At 55.6% G+C, this 23590-nt stretch carries 16 protein-coding genes; 15 read left to right on the forward strand and 1 reads right to left on the reverse strand.

Translation table 11 applies throughout. The annotated features are described in order from the left end of the window. Positions 1 to 163: 163 nt before the first annotated feature. The 15 genes from NB063_RS08890 to NB063_RS08955 all read left to right on the forward strand — a co-directional run bounded on the left by NB063_RS08890 (position 164) and on the right by NB063_RS08955 (position 22243). Positions 164 to 1066, forward strand: a complete 903-nt coding sequence (locus tag NB063_RS08890; protein WP_250928387.1) for an anti-sigma factor family protein — start codon at positions 164 to 166, stop codon at positions 1064 to 1066. 9 nt (positions 1067 to 1075) lie between these two features. Continuing rightward, a complete protein-coding gene (locus NB063_RS08895) occupies positions 1076 to 3403 on the forward strand; it encodes an efflux RND transporter periplasmic adaptor subunit (protein ID WP_250928388.1) in 2328 nt (775 codons plus the stop codon). Between the two features lie 15 nt (positions 3404 to 3418). After that, positions 3419 to 7396, forward strand: coding sequence for an efflux RND transporter permease subunit (locus NB063_RS08900; protein ID WP_250928389.1), 3978 nt, complete (start codon positions 3419 to 3421; stop codon positions 7394 to 7396). Positions 7397 to 8166: 770 nt separating this feature from the next. Continuing rightward, entirely contained in the window at positions 8167 to 9858 is a 1692-nt protein-coding gene (locus NB063_RS08905) for an efflux RND transporter periplasmic adaptor subunit (protein ID WP_250928390.1), read from the forward strand. Positions 9859 to 9870: 12 nt separating this feature from the next. Next, positions 9871 to 13107 carry an efflux RND transporter permease subunit gene (locus tag NB063_RS08910; RefSeq protein ID WP_250928391.1) on the forward strand — a complete coding sequence of 1079 codons (3237 nt, stop codon included), beginning with the start codon at positions 9871 to 9873 and terminating at the stop codon, positions 13105 to 13107. Positions 13108 to 13140: 33 nt separating this feature from the next. Next, entirely contained in the window at positions 13141 to 13509 is a 369-nt protein-coding gene (locus tag NB063_RS08915) for an RND transporter (protein ID WP_099261001.1), read from the forward strand. 463 nt (positions 13510 to 13972) lie between these two features. After that, positions 13973 to 14329 (forward strand): heavy-metal-associated domain-containing protein, encoded by a 357-nt coding sequence (locus NB063_RS08920; protein ID WP_250928392.1) that lies wholly within the window; start codon positions 13973 to 13975, stop codon positions 14327 to 14329. 536 nt (positions 14330 to 14865) lie between these two features. Next, positions 14866 to 15297, forward strand: a complete 432-nt coding sequence (locus NB063_RS08925; protein ID WP_234952465.1) for a response regulator transcription factor — start codon at positions 14866 to 14868, stop codon at positions 15295 to 15297. Between the two features lie 119 nt (positions 15298 to 15416). Then, entirely contained in the window at positions 15417 to 16805 is a 1389-nt protein-coding gene (locus NB063_RS08930; protein WP_250928393.1) for a PP2C family protein-serine/threonine phosphatase, read from the forward strand. Next, positions 16802 to 17047: a BON domain-containing protein gene (locus NB063_RS32570; protein ID WP_063825903.1), complete on the forward strand. Its 246-nt coding sequence runs from the start codon at positions 16802 to 16804 to the stop codon at positions 17045 to 17047. The genes NB063_RS08930 and NB063_RS32570 overlap by 4 nt, the downstream gene beginning before the upstream one ends. Before the next feature lie 20 nt (positions 17048 to 17067). Further along, on the forward strand, positions 17068 to 17517 hold the full coding sequence (locus NB063_RS08935) for a thioredoxin family protein (protein ID WP_233215155.1): 450 nt from the start codon (positions 17068 to 17070) through the stop codon (positions 17515 to 17517). Between the two features lie 62 nt (positions 17518 to 17579). Further along, positions 17580 to 18146 (forward strand): cation transporter, encoded by a 567-nt coding sequence (locus NB063_RS08940; protein ID WP_250928394.1) that lies wholly within the window; start codon positions 17580 to 17582, stop codon positions 18144 to 18146. 65 nt (positions 18147 to 18211) lie between these two features. Continuing rightward, positions 18212 to 19471 (forward strand): cytochrome P450, encoded by a 1260-nt coding sequence (locus NB063_RS08945; RefSeq protein WP_250928395.1) that lies wholly within the window; start codon positions 18212 to 18214, stop codon positions 19469 to 19471. Further along, entirely contained in the window at positions 19468 to 20115 is a 648-nt protein-coding gene (locus tag NB063_RS08950; RefSeq protein ID WP_250928396.1) for a cation diffusion facilitator family transporter, read from the forward strand. The genes NB063_RS08945 and NB063_RS08950 overlap by 4 nt, the downstream gene beginning before the upstream one ends. Then, positions 20096 to 22243: a heavy metal translocating P-type ATPase gene (locus tag NB063_RS08955; protein WP_250928397.1), complete on the forward strand. Its 2148-nt coding sequence runs from the start codon at positions 20096 to 20098 to the stop codon at positions 22241 to 22243. The genes NB063_RS08950 and NB063_RS08955 overlap by 20 nt, the downstream gene beginning before the upstream one ends. 81 nt (positions 22244 to 22324) lie before the next feature. Here the strand turns inward: NB063_RS08955 and NB063_RS08960 are convergent, their stop codons facing one another. Continuing rightward, positions 22325 to 23209: a hypothetical protein gene (locus NB063_RS08960; RefSeq protein ID WP_250928398.1), complete on the reverse strand. Its 885-nt coding sequence runs from the start codon at positions 23207 to 23209 to the stop codon at positions 22325 to 22327. Between the last annotated feature and the right edge of the window lie 381 nt (positions 23210 to 23590).

Here is a 23590-nt window from a genome sequence, read left to right on the forward strand (position 1 = left end):
GAGGGCGAATTTTTCGATTGACGTGAATTTGGATACTTGGGCGGTCGCTTTCTTCACGCGATGCGGAAAGAATTCTGCAAATTCACTGAAATGCGTGAATAAACACTTACTTCGGGCATCAAAAACACATCAGCAGAAGCGTCTCCCAGAGAATGAGTGGGTTATGTCAACCAACGATTGCAAAACGGTGCAGCCATATCTGTCGGCTTATCACGACGGCGAGCTTGCGGCTGGACAAGCGGCAACTGTCGCGAAGCACGTTGAGTCATGCGAAGCGTGTGCGGCCGAGTTAAGTGCATTCGAGTCACTTGGGTCGGCTTTCGCTCAGGCTCCTATCCCTGCGAAAGCGTCTGATCTTTGGCAGCGGATTGAGCGTGAACTTCCGGCGGCGGCTGAACCAGTGACTCTGTCGCGACGGTTCAGCGTTTGGATTCGCGAGTCGCCGTATGGAGTCGGTGTTGTGTCGATGGCAGCTTCGATCTTGTTGTTGCTTGGCGTTGGGCTTTGGTACGGCGGAGGTCAGGATGGCATGAAAAATACTGCCGGCGGAATGGCGATGCATTCACACGAAGGCGAAGAAGGCATGTCAGCTGACCACATGGCCGAATTCGCTGGCGTGATGGACGACTATTTGCAGAAACTGCCCAGCGATCCAGACGGAGCGGAACAGATGCTGCTTACCAAGTACGACGGTGAGAAGGTCGACGCGGAGGGAGCCGTGAGGTTGGTCGGCTATCGCCCGATCGTTTCGAGTGGATTGCCCGACGGCTATTCGTTGGCATCGACCAGCGTGTTGAAGATGCCTTGCTGCACCTGCGTCAAAGCGGTGTGCAAGCGATCCGATGGTTCGACGTTGGTTCTGTTTGAACACGACGACGAAGAAGCTGCTTGGTTTGGCGATCGCCGCCAGAGCATGGCAACGTGCGGCGACAAAGATTGCTGTCTCGTCGATCTCGATTCCAGCATCGCGGCAACTTGGAAGCAAGGCACTCGAAGCGTCACCGCCGTCGGCGTTCGCGACCAAGAGGAAGTGGCGAAGCTGGTGACGTGGTTAGACAAATCCTAAAGCGAACTCATGAACGAATTCTTCAAACAACACCGCGGAAAACTCTGGATTGCACAAGCGGTGGCGTTTGTGCTGCTCGGTGTCTTCGTCGCTTCATGGTTTGGCGGCGGCTCGGATGAGCCGAAAGTGTCCTCGAGTTCCGGTACGTCGAATTCGGAGGCAATGCAAAGTAAACCGTCGATTTGGACTTGTTCGATGCATCCGCAAATCCGTCGCGATGGTCCGGGCAGTTGTCCGATCTGCGGGATGGACTTAGTTCCGGTGAGAGAATCGGCCGACGGTGTTCGCACCGTTTCGATCAGCTCTGAGATCAAGAGCCTAATGAACGTTCAGGTCAGCCCCGTCCGTCGGCAATACGTGACGGCCGATGTTCGGATGGTGGGCAAGATCGAGTACGACGAAACACGACTTGCCCACATCACGGCTTGGGTTCCCGGCAGGCTCGAACGCATGTTCGTTGACTATACGGGCGTCGAAGTCAACAAGGGCGACCACATGGTGCAAATTTACAGCGAAGCACTCTACACCGCACAGGAAGAGTTGCTTGCCGCCACTCGGCGGGACCGGCCACAAAGCTCATCGCGTTTCATCGAACCACTCGATCTTGCCGAATCCGCTCGCGAGAAGTTGCGGTTGCTGGGACTGACGCCAGAACAAATTCAAACGATCGAGCAACGTGGTAAGTCATCCGAAACCGTAACGATCTATTCGCCGGTTGGCGGCGCGGTCGTCGGCAAGTTGAAACAAGAAGGTGATCGCGTACAGACCGGCGACCGCATCTACACCGTCGCCGACTTGAACCACTTGTGGGTTCAGATGGATGCTTACGAATCGGACCTAGCTTGGTTGCGGTACGGGCAAGACGTCGAGTTCACGACGGAAGCTTATCCGGGCGAGGTTTTTCACGGTCGCATCGCGTTCATTGACCCGGTGTTGAACGAAGCTACGCGAACGGTGAAGGTTCGCGTGAACGTCAGCAACGATGACGGCCGACTGAAGCCGGAGATGTTCGTACGGGCGATCGTGAAGAGCAACGTCGCGGCGGGCGGCCGAGTGCTTGATGCGTCGTTGGCCGGAAAGTGGATCAGCCCGATGCATCCGGAGATCGTGAAAGATCAACCGGGCGACTGCGACATTTGCGGGATGCCATTGGTGCGGGCCGAATCACTGGGCTATGTCACCGCAGAACCGACCGATGCTGCGAAGCCGTTGATCGTACCGACGTCAGCCGTGTTGCTAACCGGTACACGAGCGATCGTCTACGTTCAGATTCCCGACGCAGACAAGCCGACTTATGAAGGTCGCGAGATTGTTATCGGTCCGCGAGCAGGTGAATTCTATCTGGTGAAGTCCGGTCTCAACGAAGGCGACCTCGTTGTGACCAACGGAAACTTCAAGCTCGACAGTGCGCTGCAGATTTCGGCGAAGCCCTCGATGATGACACCTCAAGGTGGTGGCGGCGGTGGACACAACCACGGCGGCATGGAAATGCCAAAGGCGGACGAAGGTGTCACGATGAACGCAAGTCCGATGGAGTTGGTGCCAGCGGTACGTGATGCGATGCAAGGCATTGTTGAGCAATACAAAACGATTCAAGAAAAGGTCGAAGCAGCGAACCTCGCAGAGATTCGTGCCGGCTACGACGAACTGGGTAACGCGGTCGAGGCGGTGCCAGCAGACTTGATCGGCCCCGACATGCGACCGCAATGGTTCGAGATTGCGATGTTATTGCGGAACGACGTCACCGAAGGCCGTGAGACCAATTCCATGCGTGAAGCCGATCGGGTGTTCGCGTTGACTCGCCAGCGCGTCGAGCAAATGAAGACGCAATTCCCTTTGCCGATGTCTCACGACGAGATGCAGATGCCAGCCATGACAAACATGGACGCTTCGCCAGAAGTGATCCAGCAATTGAACGGCTTTGTCGGTCCCTATTTGGGACTTGGTAAGGCGCTCGCGGCCGACGATCTGGAGGGTGCGAAGCAAGCCGTCGAGCCGTTGCATCAGCAATTGGCTTCATTGCTGCCGATTGCCTCTGAGTCCAAAGCGGGCGAAATGTGGAACAAAGAGAAACGCGACTTGTCCGAGATCGTCGCAAGATTGCAGAAAGCAAACGACCTCGCCGCCTTGCGGAGCGGATTCGCGTTGCTGTCTGAGCAGATGCTGAGCCTCGAGCGGATGTTCGGTCTTCCCACCGACGCGGCTCTTTACGAACTGCATTGCCCGATGGCGTTTGAGGGACGTGGTGCATCGTGGATTCAGTCCGACGATGCAGTTCGCAATCCGTACTACGGCCCGTCGATGCTGAAGTGTGCCGACAAAGTCGAAAAGTTGTAGGCCAAGTAATTCAACATGACTGACAACGATGAAACCATTGAATACGCAAAACGCTCGATCCTCGGCCGGCTGATCTGGTTCTGCTTGACCAACAAGCTCGTTGTCCTGTTGCTGGTCATTGCCACGCTAGGCTGGGGCGTCATGGTCGCGCCGTTTGACTGGGACACCGGCGTGTTGCCTCGCGATCCCGTGCCGGTCGACGCGATTCCCGACATTGGCGAGAACCAACAAATTGTGTTCACGCAGTGGATGGGTCGCAGCCCACAGGACGTCGAGGACCAGATCGGTTATCCGTTGACGGTTGCGCTGTTGGGCATTCCCGAAGTCAAGACGATCCGCAGCTATTCGATGTTCGGCTTCTCGTCGATTTACATCATCTTCGGCGAAGACGCAGACTTCTATTGGTCGCGAACGCGAGTGCTGGAAAAGCTGAACAGCTTGCCCGCCGGTACCTTGCCCGATGGCGTGCAACCGACTCTCGGACCCGACGCAACAGCATTGGGGCAAATTTATCTTTACACACTCGAAGGCCGTGATCCTGATGGCAAGCCGACGGGTGGTTGGGACTTGCGAGAGCTGCGAACGATTCAGGACTACTACGTTCGCTACTCTTTGACTTCAGCGGAAGGGATCAGTGAAGTCGCGTCGATCGGCGGATTCGTTCAGGAATACCAAATCGACGTTGATCCCGATGCGATGCGGGCCGCTGGAGTGACGCTTGCGATGGTGTTCGAGTCGATCCGCATGACGAACGTTGATGTCGGTGCTCGGACGATCGAACTGAACAAGGCGGAATACGTCATCCGCGGTCTCGGCTTCATCGAGGATATCGAAGACATCGAGAAGACGGTCGTAAAAGTGACGGACAACGTGCCGATCACGGTGGCCGACGTAGCCAACGTTTCGCTTGGACCGGCATTACGGCGTGGTGCGCTCGACAAGGCCGGTGCGGAAGCCGTCGGCGGAGTCGCGGTGGTACGCTACGGATACAACCCGCTGGCAGCGATCAAGAACATCAAACAGCGTATCAAGGAAGTTTCGCCGGGTCTGCCGACGAAGGTGCTTGTCGATTACACAAAGACGTCGGCCGATGAAGTTGATCTCTACGCCGACCGGCATGACCTGGAACCGATCACGGGAGCGACGGCCAGTAGTGATGCTTGGGTGAAGCATCTTCGTGGCATGCCTCAAGAACAGTGGCCGACGTGGATCACGACCAGTCAAGTCGCGGTCGTGCCATTCTACGATCGCACGGGCTTGATTTATGAGACGCTGGGCACGTTGAACACCGCGCTGTTTGAAGAAATCCTCGTGACGATCATCGTGATCTTGGTGATGGTCATCCACCTACGCAGTTCGTTCCTGATCAGCGCTTTATTGCCGCTGGCGGTGTTGATGTGCTTCATCGCCATGAAGACGTTTGGCGTGGACGCAAACATCGTGGCGTTGTCCGGCATCGCGATTGCGATCGGGACGATGGTCGATATGGGGATTATTCTCACCGAGAACATTCTCAAATACCTGGATGAAGCTGCGCCCGAAGACGACAAAATGACGGTGATCTTCAAGGCGGCTCACGAAGTCGCCGGTGCGGTGCTGACCGCCGTGACAACGACCGTGGTCAGTTTTCTGCCAGTATTCACGATGATCGGTGCGGAAGGAAAGCTGTTTCGTCCGCTCGCATTCACCAAGACGTTTGCACTCGCGGCATCCGTCATTGTGGCGCTGACAATCATTCCGCCAGCCGCCCACGTGTTGATGGGCGGGCGCATTGAGTCAAAGAGTTTGCGTCGCGGGGCTTGGTTCGTGTTACTGATTCTCGGTATTGCGGCGTCGATGATGTTGACGTGGTGGGTCGGTGCAATCTTGATCGTGCTGTCCGCATACAAACTGTACGAAGAACGGATTCCTGAGCGTTACCACCGTTTCGGACCGTACGCGGCCAGTGCTGTCGCCGCTCTTGTCGTCGGCGTGTTACTGACGCAGGAGTGGTTGCCGCTGGGACCGCAGAAAGGTTTGCTGCTGAATCTCCTGTTCGTTGGCGGATTGATTGGTGGCATCCTCGGATTCTTTACCGTCTTTCAACGATTCCTGTACGAACCGATCCTGCGTTGGTGCCTGAATCACAAGCTCGCGTTTCTCTGCTTGCCAACTGCGATTCTGTTGTTCGGTGGATCGGCTTGGTTGGGTTTCGACAAGGTCTTCGGTTTCGTCCCCAAGACGCTCACGATGGTTGGCGTTTCTGATTCGACCGTTCGGGAGTCCGGTCCTTGGAGAACAGCAACCAACGTGCTACCGGGACTCGGCAAAGAATTCATGCCGCCGCTCGACGAAGGCTCGTTCCTCTACATGCCCACCACGATGCCGCACGCTTCGATCGGTGAAGCGATGGACGTGTTGCAGTTGCAGAACCAATTGCTCGTGTCGATCCCCGAAGTCGAATCGGTCGTCGGCAAGATTGGTCGCGCCGACACTCCGCTTGATCCGGCACCCGTGTCGATGATCGAAACCTACATCACCTACAAGTCGGAATACAAAACCGACGAAGACGGTCACCGGCTGAACTTCCGCTATGACACGGAAGCAAACGAGTATGTCCGCGACGACGACGGTGAGCTGATCCTTGATCCCACCGGTCGTCCGTTCCGGCAATGGCGAGACGAAATACGCACGCCTGACGACATTTGGCAAGCCATCACGACGGCGGCCCAGATTCCAGGCACGACGTCCGCTCCTAAGTTGCAACCGATCGCGGCTCGGATCGTGATGCTGCAGAGCGGCATGCGTGCTCCGATGGGAATGAAGGTCAAAGGCCCAGACCTGGAGACGATCGAGCGGGTTGCCTTGGAATTGGAATCGCTACTGAAGCAAATTCCAACGGTCCAATCTTCAGCCGTCATCGCTGATCGCATCGTCGGCAAGCCGTACTTGGAGATCGACATCGACCGCGATGCGATCAAACGATACGGACTGCACATTCGCAGCGTGCAGGACGTGATCGAAGTCGCGATTGGCGGCCGGCAGATCACAACGACGGTTGAAGGTCGTGAGCGCTTCCCAGTGCGAGTTCGTTACGCCCGCGAACTGCGGGACGATCTCGAATCGCTCGAACGGATTCTAGTCCCAACGCCAACCGGGTCGCAAATCCCGCTCGGACAACTCGCCGACATTCGCTACACCCGAGGTCCGCAGGTCATCAAGAGCGAAGACACGTTCTTGCTGGGTTACGTGCTGTTCGACAAGAAGGCCGGCGAAGCGGAAGTCGACGTCGTCGAAGAGGCTCAGGCATTTTTGCAATCGAAAATCGACTCGGGCGAGTTCACGTTACCGGCCGGAGTGACGTACACGTTCGCGGGCAACTATGAGAATCAAATCCGATCGCAAAAAACGCTGGCAATCGTGTTGCCACTCGCACTCGGGATCATCTTCTTGATTCTGTACCTGCAATTCCAATCAGCCATCACAACATCGCTAGTCTTCAGTGGCATCCTGATCGCGTGGGCGGGCGGTTTCATCATGCTGTGGTTGTACGGGACCGAATGGTTCCTCGATTTCAGCTTACTCGGCACCAACATGCGTGAGCTGTTCCAAGTCAAAACGATCAACCTCAGTGTCGCCGTCTGGGTCGGCTTCTTGGCCCTGTTCGGCATCGCCAGCGACGATGGCGTCGTGATCGCGTCGTACCTTGACGAAAGCTTCCGCAAGGATCGCATCGAGAACGCCCAGCACGCTCGCGAAGCCACCGTGACCGCCGGCATGAGACGCGTTCGCCCGTGCTTGATGACCACGGCGACGACAATCCTGGCATTGATTCCAATCCTGACATCGACCGGCCGTGGCAGCGACATCATGGTGCCGATGGCGATCCCCAGCTTCGGAGGCATGGTCATCGCAATCATCACGATGTTCATCGTGCCGGTTTTGTATTGCAGTGCGATGGAGTGGAAGTTGCGGCTGGGTATCCGAGACGAACGCTTTGCGAAGGACGCTTGAGGGAAGATGGGGAGTGAAGCTGGGTTAATCAGACTCCCAAGTGGGCGTGTTGGTATGCTAATCGCCTGTTTTGCGGCTGGCTATGCGAGAATGACAGGACAAAGCGGGCAGCATTTGCCGATAAACTGGACTGGACGCAAGCCTAGCTTTGGCCTACAATTTGGCTAATTAACTCTAAATTAAGAAACACCAACTGACACGATGTTTCGGCTGCTTTTCCTATCGTTTATCGCACTGCGAGTTGTCGCGTGCCCGGTCTGTTGCCAGGGTGCGTTTGACAATCGTTTTGTAAGCGATGTGGCAGTTGTGCATCATTCTTGCGGTTGTTCTGGTGAACAGAACGCGACTTGCGATGACGATGGCGTTCCACCAGCGAAATCACCCTGTCCTTGCGAGACGGGATGCGACTGTCAAGTCACGCCTGAGCTGAGCCATCGGACGATTGTCGAATTTCAGCTCGCCGTGGATCTCGCTCCGCTGAGTTTGGAGACGCTTGATCTCTCCGAGGTCTTGGTTTCTCGATTCGAGCATCAACCTCGTCCATTGGATCTTTTGACGGGTCGCTCGGTGCGCGTTGCGCACTCTTCTTGGCTGCTCTAAGCCGCGAGTAGGTCTCTTCGTCTGCTGACCGGCGAACTCGGTTTGTAATTCCGGCTACGGATTTGCTTGCTCGGATTCTAGCTTTTGGTTGGCGGCGATTCTGGTCGTTGTATGCGCTCGCGGTTGTTGCGTGCGCTGTTTAAACCGTCTTTAGCCAGCAAGGTTTTCCAATGAGTCATCCGCTTGCCGATGCGCCGAGAAAAAGTCCTCTGCAAGAACCCGTGGAGCCGTCCGTCAATGGACACAAGGTTCCCGCCGCCGAAACTGAAATCAATCAGGACGCCGAATCGAAACCTCGCGGTCCCACTCGCCGCGGCATCTCGTTGGTGCTAGGCAGTATCGGACCGACCTTGGTTTTGGCCGGGTTCGCAGCAGTGTTTTATTACGGGCATCACAACGATTGGCGGATACCCAAATTCGCCGCACTGACCGGCGATGTCGAACCGGTTGTCGATGATTGGTGTGAAGAACATGCGGTGCCGGAGTCCATTTGTGTCGAGTGTGATCCGACGTTGATGGCCAAGGGGCCTGACTACGGCTGGTGCAGCGTCCACGGCGTCCACAACTGCACGCTCGACCATCCCGATGTTGCCCAACTCAAAGAATCACCCACTGTTCCGGTCGAAGATTTAGAACGTGCGGCTCGTGCGTTGGCGATTGCGCCTCGCAAAGAAAACAACAGTGCTTGCGAGGTCTACCAGTCACGAATTCAGTTTGCTTCGATCGAGTCGGTTCAACAGGCTGGCGTCGATGTTGAACTGGTCGAGCGTGCCCCGATCACCGAGTCGATCGTTGGTAACGGAGAAATTATCTACGATCCAACGCGACAGGCGAGCATGGCGTCGCGGGTGCCGGGGAGCGTTTGGAAGGTCACAAAGAACGTGGGCGATCCGGTGGAGGTTGGTGAAGTTCTGGCGGTGATTGACGCGGCGGGAGTTGGTGACATCAAAACGGACTTACTGCGGGCGTTGGCGGAACAAAAACTTCAACAGCAAAACGTTTCGCGATTGAGCAGCGCTCGCGCCGCGATTGCCGGTTCCCGAATTTTGGATGCGAACGCGGCGTTGGCGAAAGCTCAGGCGGACGTCTTGGCGGCGGAGCAATCGCTGCGGAATTTGGGACTGCCCGCCGAAGTCGGTGAGTTGCAGGGCTTATCAGAACAACAGGTGCTCGATCGCTTGCGATTGCTAGGAATTCCGGACGAGCTTCGTGCGCAGTTGAACAGTCGAACCGTCACGTCAAACCTGCTGCCGATTCGATCGCCAATCCAAGGTGTCGTGGTTCAGCGGAGTGTTTCCGCGGGCGAAGTCGTTGATCCGACGCGGATTCTCTTTCAGGTCGCCGACGTTCGACAAATGTGGCTGACGTTGAACATTCCGCTGGAAAGTTCAGAGCAGTTGGCAATCGGTCAGCCCGTTGAGTTTCGCGCCGACGGTAGCCGCGAAGTCGTCACCGGAACATTGGACTGGATTAGCACTTCGGCAGACAACACGACGCGGATGTTGCAGGTTCGAGCCGTGTTGGACAACTCGGACGGACGCCTCCGCAACGAGACCTTTGGAATGGGCGAAGTGATCCTGCGGAAAGAGTCCGACGCGATCGTGATCCCAACCGGCTCCTCTCATTGGGAAGGTTGTTGCCAAGTCGTCTTTGTTCGCGACAAGGACTACTTCGCCAGCCCCGAAAGCTACAAGGTTTTCCATGTCCGCTCGGTTCGATTGGGAGCGGTCAATGGCGATGTGACAGAGATCATTTCGGGTGTGTTACCGGGCGAAGTGATCGCGACCGACGGCAGCGACGTGCTGCGGGCACAACTTCTCAAGAACAACCTTGGTGCAGGCTGCGACTGCGTCGCCGAATAAAGGATTGCACGGATGCTTAACTACCTCATTGATTTCTCGCTCAAGCACCGCGCCTTGGTCATCTTGACCGCGTTGTTGTTCGCTGGCGTTGGTGTGTTCTCGCTCCAGCAACTGGACATTGACGCGTTCCCGGACACGACTCCGGTTCAAATTCAAATCAACACGGTCGCCCCTTCGCTCGCGTCCGAAGAGATCGAGCGTCAGATTACGTTTCCGGTCGAGCAGGCGATCAGCGGGTTGCCGGGCCTGCATGAGTTGCGTTCGATTTCAAAGTTCGGCCTGTCTCAAGTCGTTGTGATCTTTGACGATGGCATCGACATCTACTTCGCCCGACAACTGATCAACGAACGGCTTTCCACCGTCGAGTTGCCCGACGGGATTCAGCGACCGCAAATGGGGCCGGTTTCGACAGGGTTGGGCGAGGTCTTTCACTATGTGCTGGTTTACGAAGGTGTTGATTTCTCCAAGGTCGCACAACAAGAACGCATCAAGCGGATGACGGAATTGCGTACGATCCACGACTGGGTGGTGAAGCCCCAGTTGCGTTCGGTTCGCGGCGTTGCGGAGGTCAATAGTTGGGGTGGTTACGAGAAACAGTATCAGGTTCGACTGCAACCGGATTTGTTGGTGAAGTATGGATTGACGTTCGAGCAAGTTAGCGAAGCCATCGAAGCGAACAACGAGAATGTAGGTGGTGGGACGGTTACCGACGGCAGCGAAATGTTGTTGGTCCACGGCGTCGGTCGAACGGTCAATCTGGAGGAGATCAAGGATGTTGTTATCACCGCCAAAGATGGCGTGCCAGTTCGCATTCGTGACGTGGCGGAGGTGGAAATCGGACACGAAATCCGACGCGGGGCGGTCACGGCGAATGGACGCGGCGAGGCGGTTTTGGGACTCGGGTTCATGCTGATGGGCGAGAACAGTCACGACGTGACGTGGTCCATCAAAAAAAAGATCGCCAGCATTCAAGAGACACTGCCAGCGGGCGTCAGAATTCAAACCGTCTATGACCGCACCGAATTGATCGACCACGTGATTCACACCGTTCAAAAAAATCTCTTTGAAGGTGGTCTGTTGGTGATCGCGGTGTTGTTCATCTTTCTGGGGAATCTGCGAGCAGGTTTGATCGTCGCGGCAGCGATCCCATTGTCGATGCTGTTTGCATTTTCAGGAATGTTGAAGTTTGGCATCGCCGCCAGTCTGCTGAGCCTGGGTGCGATCGACTTTGGGTTGGTCGTCGATAGCAGCGTCGTGATGATCGAGAACTGCGTGCGGCATTTGGCACACAACCGGGACGGCAAAAGTCGACTGGAGATCATTCGCGAGGCGGCCATCGAGGTTCGCAAGCCGACGATGTTTGGCGAGCTAATCATCATGATTGTCTATCTGCCGATCCTGACGCTCGAAGGGATCGAAGGCAAACTGTTTCGACCTATGGCGATCACCGTAATCATGGCCTTGGCCGGTTCGATGGTCCTATCGCTCACCCTGATGCCGGTTTTGGCCAGTCTGTTCTTGCCGAAGAACGTCCAAGAGAAAGAGCCGTTGTTGATCCGCGTGCTCAAGCGACTTTATGCACCGGTTCTTCGGTTCACGATGCACCACAAGACCTTTGTGATCGGTGCGGCACTATTGTTGTTGGTCAGCGTGTTTGGTTTGGTTGCACCGAACCTTGGCAGCGAGTTCGTACCGCGACTTTCCGAAGGTGCGATCACGATCAACGTCGTGCGGCTGGCGGGCACAACGCTAGAAGAATCCATGCGATACAACACGCAAATGGAGCAGGTTCTGCTGGATAAGTTTCCTGATGAGGTATCGCAGGTCTGGAGCCGCATCGGTACGGCGGAAGTTGCGACCGATCCGATGGGAACTGAATTGACCGATTTGTTTTTGACCCTGCATCCACGCGAACAATGGACGAGGGCGGAGACGCAGGAAGAATTGGTCATCAAGGTTCAGGAAGAACTTCGAGACTTGCCCGGCCCTCGATTGGCGATGTCACAACCGATTGAGATGCGAATGAATGAAATGATTTCGGGCGTTCGGTCGGATGTCGCGGCAATCCTCTATGGCGATGACCTCGATCTGATGGTCGAGAAGGCGAGCGAGATCGAACGGGCGCTCAATGCCATTCCCGGCAGCGAAGACGTCAAGGTCGAACAGGTGTCTGGTCAACCCGTTTTACAGATTCGTGTCAAACAAGACGAGATCGCACGCTACGGGGTGTCGGCCAGCACGATCATGAATCTTGTGCGTTCGTTAGGCAGCCATCATGTCGGCGAAGTGTACGAAGGGCAATTGCGTTTCCCGCTGATCATTCGCTTGCCGGAAAAGGCGCGAGCTAACCCAGACGCGATCCGTCAAATTTTAGTAGCGACGCCTTCGGGTGAACGCATCCCTTTGTCTCGGTTAGCCACGATCGAGAAGGTCGAGGGGCCGAACACAATCAAGCGAGATTGGTACCAACGGCGAATCACGATCGAAGCGAATGTCCGTGGACGCGACTTGGGTAGTTTTGTCGCCGAAGCCCGACGCACGATTGACGAGAAGGTTCAACTGCCACCGGGACGCTACCGTGTCGAGTGGGGTGGCCAGTTTGAGAATTTGCAACGTGCCCAACTGCGGTTGATGATCGTTGTTCCCATCGCCCTGTTAATGATCCTGTCATTGCTCTACGCGACCTATCGCAACTGGGTGGACTCGTTACGAGTGTTCACCGGCGTTCCCTTCGCTTGGATCGGCGGAGTGTTGGCACTATGGGTTCGCGACATGCCGTTTTCCATTTCGGCTGCCGTTGGATTCATCGCATTGTCCGGCGTTGCAGTGCTGGACGACATGTTGCTGGTTTCAACGATCCGACAACTCCGGCGGCGTGGTCGGTCACTCGATGAAGCGGTCGAAGAAGCCGCGATGACGCGATTGCGTCCGATCCTAATGACGACGCTTGTCGCCAGCCTTGGTTTCGTGCCGATGGCGTTCAGTACCGGCATGGGCGCCGAGGTGCAGCGACCGTTGGCAACGGTTGTGATCGGCGGCGTGTGTAGCGCAATGATCATGAGCTTGCTCGTTTTGCGAGTGCTCTATGTGGTCTTCAACCTGCCGGTTGAAAAATTTGACGGAGATGGTGGAGATGATGATGGTCATCAACTCAAACCCAACGACCGGACCGACCCAGAGTCGGAGCAGCCTTCGGATTCCGACGAAACGTTTGAATCCCAGAAGCTGTCCGAGCGGCTGACGGTCTAACCCTTGATTCGGCCAAGCCGAAGGAGATTGATTGTGAAGATGAATTGGATCAAAGATTTTCGTGGACTGTCGCTGGCCGGATTGGCCGCTGCCGCCGTGGTGTTGGCCGGTTGCAGCAAGAGCGATGTCGTCACTGAACCCGGTAGTTCCGAACCGGTGGCGGCAACGAATGTGGATCACAGCCACGGCGGTTGGTGGTGCGTCGAACACGGTGTTCCCGAAGGCGATTGCGCCCTGTGTGACAAAACGTTGGTGTCGAAGTTCAAAGAGGATGGCGATTGGTGTGATGAACACGACCGCCCCGAATCGCAGTGTTTCATTTGCAGCCCCAAGCGTTTCGATAAGTTCGCAGCGACTTACGAAGCCAAGACGGGTCACAAACCACCGCAACCAACAGAGTAGGCATGTCAAGGCAATCGCCAAAAAGAAACGCCTGGAGTCGGGGATTGCGACGCGTCACGACCATGTCGTTCGCTACGTTTCTGCTCGTTCAGCCCGGCTGCATGTGTGGATGTTCTGTGCCCCACCGGACGGCTTGCATTTCGCAAGCCTGCTGCGATGGCGATTGTTTGAACGTTTCGCCGACAGAGAACAGTGAGGATTCAACCGTGCCCTTGGCGAAAGTTGAAACCTCGACCCATCCACGGCGATAGCCATTTGATCGTAGTGGCTGGGGAGAAAACAGTAGCGCATTTGACCAGCCCGTTGAGTCGCTCGCCCTCAGCCACGTTTTTCAGTCTGACCTTATCCCCGTTTACCCACTTCGTCCTACAAACCAAAGGAGATAGCGATGTGACACCTAGACCCCATCCGAAAGGACCGACCAGATGAAAGTTTATGTTTGTTACCTGAAAGGAATCTGAAAATGTACCGTACCTCCCTTTGCCTTGCCCTGACGTTCGCCGCTACCCTTTGCATGACGGCTCAAAGCCGCATTGCCACTGCCGCCGATTTGGTTGGGGCTTCGACGAACAAAACCACCATCACCTTGAAGGTTCTCACCTGTGAGAGCTGTGCAAAGAAGGTGGCCGCGAAGTTGTCCGAAGTGTCCGGCGTCGGAGGCGTCAAGACCGACGTCAAGTCCAAGACCGCGATCGTCGTCCCCAAGAGCAGCGCGACGCTGTCGCCGCTCCAGTTGTGGGAAGCAATCGAAAAAGCTGGTAAGGAACCCGTGAAGCTCGAAGGCCCGAGCGGAACATACACGTCCAAACCGAAGAAGTAGCCTTCGATTTGGATTGAAACTGTGTGGCCGCTGATGTTGTGGATACCGCAGCATCAGCGGCCTTTCATTGAAGAACCGGGGGAACCAAATATCGACATGCGTTTAATCGTTCTAATTCTTATTGCCTTTTGCGTGCATGGATCAACAGCCATGGCGATCGGCGGTTGCGCATGCCCCGAATGCTGTCATCCGTCCAGCTTCGACTCTCCTGCTGGTTGCGTTTCTTGCGAACAGTGCCCAGAGAAGTGTCCATGTCCATGCCGTTGCGATGTATTTGAGTCAGTTGTCTATTTCTGGAGTCATTCGGACAAAGTACGACTCGATCTTGAAATGGGATCGTTCGCGTCAAAGCCGCTCTCATGGCAACCGATGGGATGTAGCAAACTTCGCAATCCCATGACGAGCATTTCGGAAGATAACGTACGTTATGAGTCGGCAAAGGACGTCTGCTCTCGATTGTCGCGGTATCTGACTTGATGGCTTTCCTGAATCAGAAAGGGCATCTGTCATCATTTACCAAACAAGAAAGCAGTTCAATGAAAACATTACCTCAACGAAGTTATCAATCACCCTCTTTAGTTTGCCCGGACAACGATAACCAAGTAGACGACCGAAAGTCCTTGCTACTCTGTGTCCAAGACGAAACACGCCGTGCCCAGTATGCATGTCAACTCATCGCGGCTGGCTATTTGGTCACCGAATCCGGCGACGGTGTGACGTGCCTTGAGTATTTGCGAACCAACAAGTTCGCGGTCCTTGTGATCGAGATCCATTTGCCATGGGGACAGGGTGACGGCGTGATAGACGTCATGTTCAAGGACGATGTCATCGAGACCATTCCGACCGTTCTGCTGGATTTTCTGCAAGTTTCCTTTTCTGACGATGGTCAAGTCGGGCTTTCCAATCCGCTCAGTGGCGAGGAACTCGTTAGGGTCGTTCATCAACGATTGGCGGGGGTTCAAGGATGAAGACAACATCAAACCGTCCGAGGTGGTCCTGCTCAACCGGGACACTATTGCTTGCCGCCGTCAACGTTCCGCTGGTACTGTTCGTGGCGGTACTTGCTGTACTGGACCATCGAATGGAGATGAAACGCGCTACCAGCGAACGGAGTGAGGCGCTCGACGAGCAAGCATCGCTGATCGGTAGCGCGCTGCTGGCGATGGATCAGCCGCCGAACTCGCAAACGATTCAGCGGTTGCTTGTCGGCAGCCGTTTAGATTCGTCACAACAGAATGGTTCGCCGCGATGGATCAACATTGGCTGGAACGAGCAAGACCTGCAGTACTATGCCGATACCAACGTGAATCTGTTGGCGGATTCGGAATCGGAACACGCGCGGAAATCTTGGGAGAATTCATATGAATTTGCGGTCGTCGGTCATTTCGCGGCTGGGCCGGTTCGCGTCGAGATTTCTGAAACAGCGGCCGATGTCCGCCGCGCGATTCGCAGGGAGATCATCATTCACGTGCTGAGTCAGCTTGGCCTTGCCACAATCGCAACCGTCCTGGTGAACCTCGCCCTGGTTCGACTGATTGTTAAGCCAACACGTTTGCTGGTCAACGCCGTGCAGCGGGTCAGCGAAGATCGTTTGGCCGTTCCGAGAATTAAATGCCTCAGCCACGAGTTAAATACTCTTGGCCAATCCATTGCCGAAATGAGCGAATCGCTTGCGAACACGGAGCAAAGGCGGGCCTTGGACATGAGCCGGGCCGAGAGGATACAGAGACATCTTTTGCCGCAGTCGCCGACCGTTCCCGGACTGACAATTTCGACACACTATCAGCCCGCGGAGGACGTTGCTGGAGATATTTACGGAGTCGTCGCAATGCCGGAGGATACCTGGCTGATTTACATCACCGATCTTGTTGGCCACGGCATTCCGGCAGCGATGAATGCCTCTATTTTGAAAATGCTATTCGACACGGCGTCGATGCGTGGTGGAAGTCCGGGCGAAGTGCTGCAGCGTGTCAATGTGATGTTGCCCGGCTACCTGATGGACAGTGAATTCGCCACCGCCGCTGTACTGCGTTGGGACCCTGCGACTGGGCGTCTGCAACTCGCCAGCGCGGGACACGAACCCGTCACGTTGCTTTCAAAGGACGGCACCTCGTCACTTGAGTCGACCGGTCTACCCTTGGGAATTGACACTGACTCACGATGGAAGACCACGGAACATTGGCTACAAAAAGGCGACCGGCTGTTGATGGCCACCGATGGTGTGGCCGAGTCGCACAACGTGAATGAGCAACAGTTCGGACGAGGCAGGATCGCGGAGATATTCGCAGGGAGTGTGAATGAACCGCTCGACGATTCCCTAAACCGGCTGGTCGGCGAACTTGGGCAGCATGCAGGTAACCTACCGCCGGATGACGATGTAACGATCCTGGCTTTGGAGTGTAATTCGGTCGGTGGACAGCGATTAGAGGTTTCTCATCCGAATCACCTACGGATTGTGCGTGAGGCGGTCGCGTGAGGTGCCAATTGGCGGAGAGAGTCGAGAAAGCGTTGGTCAAGTTTGGTTTTTCGGAGGTCAAGGCGTCATGTGATTGCACTGGCGACGTTGAAATAACCGGAACCGTGGCAAATCCGAACGACCGCGCGCTTGCATGTGCGGTCGTTCGTACAACACCCGGTGTCCGCACTTTCTCGGCCAAGATCACAGTGTCGGAAAGTGAGTTCGTTCGAGCTAAGGAAGGCAATCATCGAGTTTCGTGAACCAAATACGAATTAGAAACATGCGAAAAATCTGCCTATTAACGTTTGGCGTCTTGTCGGTTGCGATGTTCGGTTGCGACCGTAGCGAGTCGCCGTCGGCGAACGAGAAAGTTCGACGGAACGGAGTTACCCCCGCCCAGTTGACCGACGCCAACTTTCAACGCGAAGTCATCGAGTCCGAGCTTCCCGTCTTGGTCGACATGTGGGCACCGTGGTGCCAGCCCTGCATCGCCATGAAACCGACGATTCGTGAACTCGCGGCGGAATTATCCGGTGAAGCCAAAGTCGCGGAAGTGAATATCGAGGAAAACCCCTTCATCAAGGAAAAGTACAACATCGACAAATACCCGATGCTGCTGATTTTTGTGGATGGAAAAGAAGCAGAACGTCTGGTCGGGTTGAAATCGAAAAAATATTTGAACGATGCGCTCCAGGTCTACATCCGCGATCAAACGAGAGCCGAGCGATGAGCAACGTCGAGAAGCGTCAAGACGATCACGAAGACGGAGATGAGCGTCGAACGCTCATTTGGGTGCTGCTCATTAATTTCTCTCAGGCATTACTGGCGGGGGTCGTCGGCTTCATCGCTCAGTCAACAGGATTGTTAGGCGCGGGGCTGGATAACCTCGGCGACTCGTTTGTCTATTTCGCTAGTCTGTACGCGGTAGGCCGTTCAGCGACTGCAAAATCACGAGTCGCCAAACTATCGGGCGTTCTACTGGTTGCCATGGCCATCGGCTTAGTGGTCGACGTGATACGCCGCTTCGTTTCCGGCTCTGAACCTGTCGGCTGGGCAATGATCGTCGTAGCAATCATCAACGCTGCGACCAACCTAGTGTGCCTACGACTGCTTCGCTCATATCGAGATGAGGGGGTTCATCTCAATGCCTCATGGATTTTCACAACTAATGACATGATCGCCAACCTTGGCATCGTGCTATCCGGTATTGCCGTCATTTTCTTTCAGTCACAAGTTCCCGATTTGGTGATCGGAGGGATTGTCGCCGGAATTGTAGTCAAGGGTGGTTTTGAGATTTTGTCCAACGCAAAAGAGGCCAAGCAAAGCGATTCGGCGGAATCGGCAGCGACGGAAAAGTGATTTCAACTGCAAGCAAGTGAACGAACGAACACAAGTGAAGCCTATTGACACATCGAGGACGAAACATGACCCAAATCCCCAACAATACTTTTTTCGACGACACGTTTGCTCTTGCCCGCGATCCCTATCGTTTTATCTCCAAGCATTGTGAACGACACGGCTCGGATGCGTTCGAGACTCGTTTGCTTTTGCAAAAGGTAATCTGCTTGCGAGGCGAGGAAGCCGCTAAGGCGTTTTACGACACCTCGCGTTTCTCCCGCGTCAGTGTCGCTCCGTCGCGAATCGCCAAGACTTTGTTCGGACGCGGCGGGGTACAGGGCATGGACGGCAAGGCCCATCGTCATCGCAAGATGATGTTCATGTCGTTGCTGACCGAAGACAAAATTGGCGGACTGACGAGGCTTGCTCGTGACATTTGGAACCGTCGAATTCTGCAATGGTCACGCATGGATCAGGTCGTGCTTTACCGACAGGCTCAAGAGGTTCTAACCGAAGCGGTTTGTCAGTGGGCGGGCGTGCCGCTTGATCCGGCCGATGTGGATCGAAGGACCAGTGAGCTGGCAGCCCTTTTCGACTATGCGGGCAGCATCGGTCCAAAGCATTGGTGGGCAAGGATCGCACGCAAACGCAACGAAGCTTGGTTGCGAGGAATTGTCAAACAAATTCGTGCTGGAAACTATCAACCTCCCGAAGACACCGCCGCGTTCATCGTCGCTAATCATCGTGATCTCGATGGATATTTGTTGGACGTTCAAGTCGCGGCGGTCGAGCTAAACAATATCCTGCGTCCAACGGTCGCCGTGTCGGCTTACATCGTTCAGTGTGCTCACGCCCTGCACGAACATCCCGTGATTCGCGAACAACTTCGCGATGACTCCCAGGATGATTTGCATTGCTTTGTGCAGGAGGTCCGGCGTTACTATCCATTCTTTCCGTTTGCCGGAGCAAAGGTGAAAGAATCATTCGAGTGGCAGGGTTACCACTTTCCGAGCGGCCGCAAGGTGCTGCTGGATTTATACGGTACCAACCACGATCCACGTCTTTGGGACCAGCCGGAAACGTTCAGGCCATCTCGTTTTCACGATTGGGACGGGAATCCATTCACCTTGATTCCTCAAGGCGGCGGCGATCACTACCATAACCACCGCTGCCCCGGCGAATGGATCGCGATCGAGCAGATGAAGGCGGCCACCGACGTGCTCGTCAACGGATGCAGCTACGAGATCCCGGAACAGGATTTGCAAATTGCAATGGATCGACTTCCCGCCATTCCCGCTGACCACTTTGCCATGACGAACATTCAACTACTAAGAGAAGTGCGATGAGCGAGGAACGAGCAAAATTGATACGCCGGGGTCGCAATGTCGAAATTGCCAGCCTGATCTACAACATCACCGAAGTGACCATTTCGCTAACGGCCGGATTCATGACGGGCAGTTCGGCGCTGATCAGTTGGGGCGTCGATAGCATCGTCGAAGCGAACTCCGCCGCGTTCATGATCTGGCAGTTGAACGGCGAAGCCAAAGGTATCAACGAGCGAGACAAGCGGAAGAGAAAGAAGATCGCGTTAGGGGTTCTCTCGGGTGCCTTCACGATTGCTGTCTTATTCATCTGTTACGAGGCGATCAGCAAGTTCATCAGCCAAGAAACCGCGTCGATGTCGTGGTGGGGCATTGGCATCTTGCTGGTGTCGCTGGTCGTCAACCCGATGCTGGCATGGGGCAAGTATCGCTATGGCAAGAAGACCGATTCGGCGACTCTGAAATACGATGCCATTGACACGATGATCTGCGAGTACCAAACCGTTGTCGTGCTGATCGGCATCGGTCTGGTGCAGTGGCAAGGTTGGTGGTGGGCCGATCCGGTGGCTGCACTGTTGATCGTTCCCTATGTGGCTTGGGAAGCCTACGAGTCTGGACGCGACGCATGGCAAGTTCAAATCGACGAGGATGACAACGATGAGCGATGAAAACAAGATGGAACTGAAAATCCTCGGCATGGATTGTGCCGAGGAAGTTGCGCTGATCAAACGTGAATTAGTGCCGCTGCTCGGTGGTGATGAGCGTTTGGGTTTCGACTTGCTTAATGGGCGACTGACCGTTGATCTTGATGGCGTCGATGTTACCGCCGCGGATGTGCTGGCCGCGATCGAGCGGACGGGGTTGAAGGCCGAGACATGGGAGAACTCTCAACAGTCATCTGACAGACGATCGTTCTGGGCAAGCCATCAACGCGCGATCATGACCGCGATCAGCGGTGCTTTCGGCGGGATCGGGCTGGTGATTCATTTGCTCTCGGGCGGCTTCGATGAGGCCGTCGCAACGCCCGCGATCGTTTGCTACCTGATCGGAATTCTGGCCGGGATGTATTTGGTGCTACCGAAAGCTTGGCGAGCACTGGTCACCTTGCGGCCTGACATGAATTTGCTGATGTCGGTCGCGGTGATCGGAGCGATCACGATCGGCGAGTGGTTTGAGGGAGCGGCGGTCGCATTCTTATTCTCGCTGTCGTTGCTGTTGGAATCATGGAGTATCGGCCGGGCGAGACGGGCAATCGCTTCATTGATGGACCTGACGCCTCCGGTCGCTCACTTACGAGACGACTCCGGCGAAGTCCGCGACGTGGTGCCAGCCGAAGTGCCGGTTGGATCGAAGCTCGTGATTCGGCCGGGCGAAAAGATACCGCTCGATGGCGAAGTCATCGTCGGCAACAGCGATGTTAACCAGGCCCCGATCACCGGCGAGAGCGTGCCGGTCGAAAAGCTGGTCGGTAGTGAAGTGTTCGCTGGAACGATCAACGGCGATGGCTTGCTGGAAATGCGAAGCACCAAGGCGGCGGAGGACACGACGCTGGCCCGCATCATTCAAATGGTTGGCGATGCCGGATCGAAGCGGGCACCGTCAGAAAAGTGGGTCGAGAAGTTTGCTGCGGCGTACACACCGGTGGTGATGGCGGTCGCGTTGTTGATGCTGTTGATTCCGACTTTGCTGCTCGGACAACCATGGTCGGTTTGGATCTATCGGTCGCTGGTGTTGCTGGTCATCGCCTGCCCATGTGCATTGGTGATCTCAACACCGGTGTCGGTCGTCGCATCGCTGGCCGCCGCTGCACGCAATGGCGTGTTGGTTAAAGGGGGCGTGTTCATCGAGCTACCTGGTAAGCTGGTCGCGATCGCGATGGATAAGACCGGGACGCTAACAAAGGGTGCTCCCGAAGTCATCGACGTCGTTCCGATGAACGGCCACGACGAAGAAGAATTGCTGACGCGTGCCGGAGCATTGGAACTCAATAGCAACCATCCGCTCGCACGAGCCATTGTTGATGAGACCAAGAAACGTGGCATGACCATGCCGCCAGCCGAATCGTTCGAGACGATTCAAGGTAAAGGGGCAACCGGAGTCATTGACGGAAAAACCTATTGGCTCGGTTCGCATCGTTATCTTGAACAACGCGGACAGGAAACCCTGGAAGTTCGTCAGCAGCTCGAAGCGATGCAGGAGGCCGGACGAACCGTGGTTGTGATCGGCAATGACGAGCACGTCTGTGGTTTCATCACGCTAGCCGACGCCATCCGAGACGAGACCCGCGAGGCAATCAAGACGTTGCACCAAGTCGGCATCAAGCGGATCGTCATGCTGACCGGCGACAACGAGGGCACCGCCAAAGCGATCGGCAAAGAGTCCGGTATCGACGAAGTCCATGCGGAGTTGTTACCTGAAGACAAAGTCGCGGAGGTCGAAGAACTCGTTTCGCGATACAAGCATGTTGCGATGATCGGCGATGGCGTGAATGACGCACCCGCACTAGCCCGGGCTTCATTAGGACTCGCGATGGGAGCGGCGGGAAGCGACGCCGCGATTGAAACAGCCGACATTGCCCTCATGTCCGACGACCTGTCGAAGCTGCCTTGGCTGATCGAACACTCGCGACGAACGCTGTCCGTCATTCGCCAGAATATCTGGTTCTCTTTGGCAATCAAAGCTTTGTTCGTCGTGCTGACCTTGGCGGGAGTGGCATCGCTGTGGGCCGCAATCGCCGCTGACATGGGAGCCTCCCTGCTGGTGATCGCCAATGGATTGCGGCTTCTGCGCAGTTGAATCGGAATGATCACTGCAGCGGTTGTCCTCAGAGACGGGGGGAAGATTCTTGGCGAGGCTGTATCAAGGACAATACGAAAACTATTGGACCGTCGGTGGCGGAGGAGAATTGCCTAACGGTGCTGCCGTTGCTGCTGGGCTTCCTTGAGGCGAGTAGTTTTGAGCAGGCGCTCTTTGTGGCGCGTAACCCTGACGCGCTCCCTGTTGCGGTGCGTAGCCTTGTTGTGCAGCAGGCGGCGGGGGCGCTTGCTCCACAAGCGGTGCTGGCGCAGCCCCTGGTTGTGGAGCCTGAGCTGACTCTGACACGCCAACATCGTTCATCAAGTGATGCAACGTTGCTTCGGCCAAGTCCATCTTTGACACGATTCCGAGCGAACCAATTTGGCGGTGATGAATTCGTGTCCAACCTCGCACATCGTCCTGGATGTGATGAAACAGCTGGTCCGTTCCCAGAAGTTTGGAACGCATGGCTTCGCGATCGTTGTTGTGCTCTGCGGCGTGAATGAACTTTGCCACGCCTAGTAGTTGATAGGCTTCACGGTAGGTTTCCGCGAAACCACGATTGTGCGAGTAGTTGCAATGCAGGTCGAGCAGAATCTCATTGACGAGCGTTTCCAATCGACCGGAAAGATCGCTGTACTGGGTGAATCCGCCGAACGGCAACATCACTGGTCTCGCGGTAACGTGCTGGCTTGAAACCTGCGGCGAGTAGTAATACTGACCTCCGCGCACGTAGTACTGTCCGGTTGCATAACCATGAATGGTGTTGGGGACAATGTGCGACCAGTCGTTGTGTACCACGTCGTGGTGCTGCGTCCCGATCACATGTCCGTGGCGGTCGCGGACGATGTGGTCGTGGTGATCAATATGTGTACCACCGATGGAAGGGACAACGCCATGGGTACCTCCGTGAATCACATCGTGGTGTTGAATCCCTCGAACGTGACCATGAGAATCCCGGATCACGTGGTCGTGATGATCAATGTGTGGCTGAACGATTCCACCGTGGCCATGTGAGTTGTGACCGTTTCCAATTTGGATTCTAAACTGTGCCGAAGCCGTGCTTGCTACTACACAAAGGCATACGGCGGGGAAAACAGCGGTTAGTAGGCGATGACGCATCGGGAACCTCCGAGGATATTGGGTGCTTCCGATGTCATCGAAACGTCAGTAGCAACAGGATTGGACTATTGTTGAGTGTAAGCTGTCAGGACCAACGCGAGTGCTCGATCACGCACTGAAAGGTCGACTTTAGTCATCGTTTTTTGCATTGAAGTGGCAGTGCGGTTCGCAACGATTGCAAGACCAACCCGACCGACAAATGTCGGCCGGGTCAAATGTTCACCT

Origin of the sequence: Aporhodopirellula aestuarii, from assembly GCF_023701485.1 — a bacterium.
GTDB classification, from domain to species: Bacteria; Planctomycetota; Planctomycetia; order Pirellulales; family Pirellulaceae; genus Rhodopirellula; species Rhodopirellula aestuarii.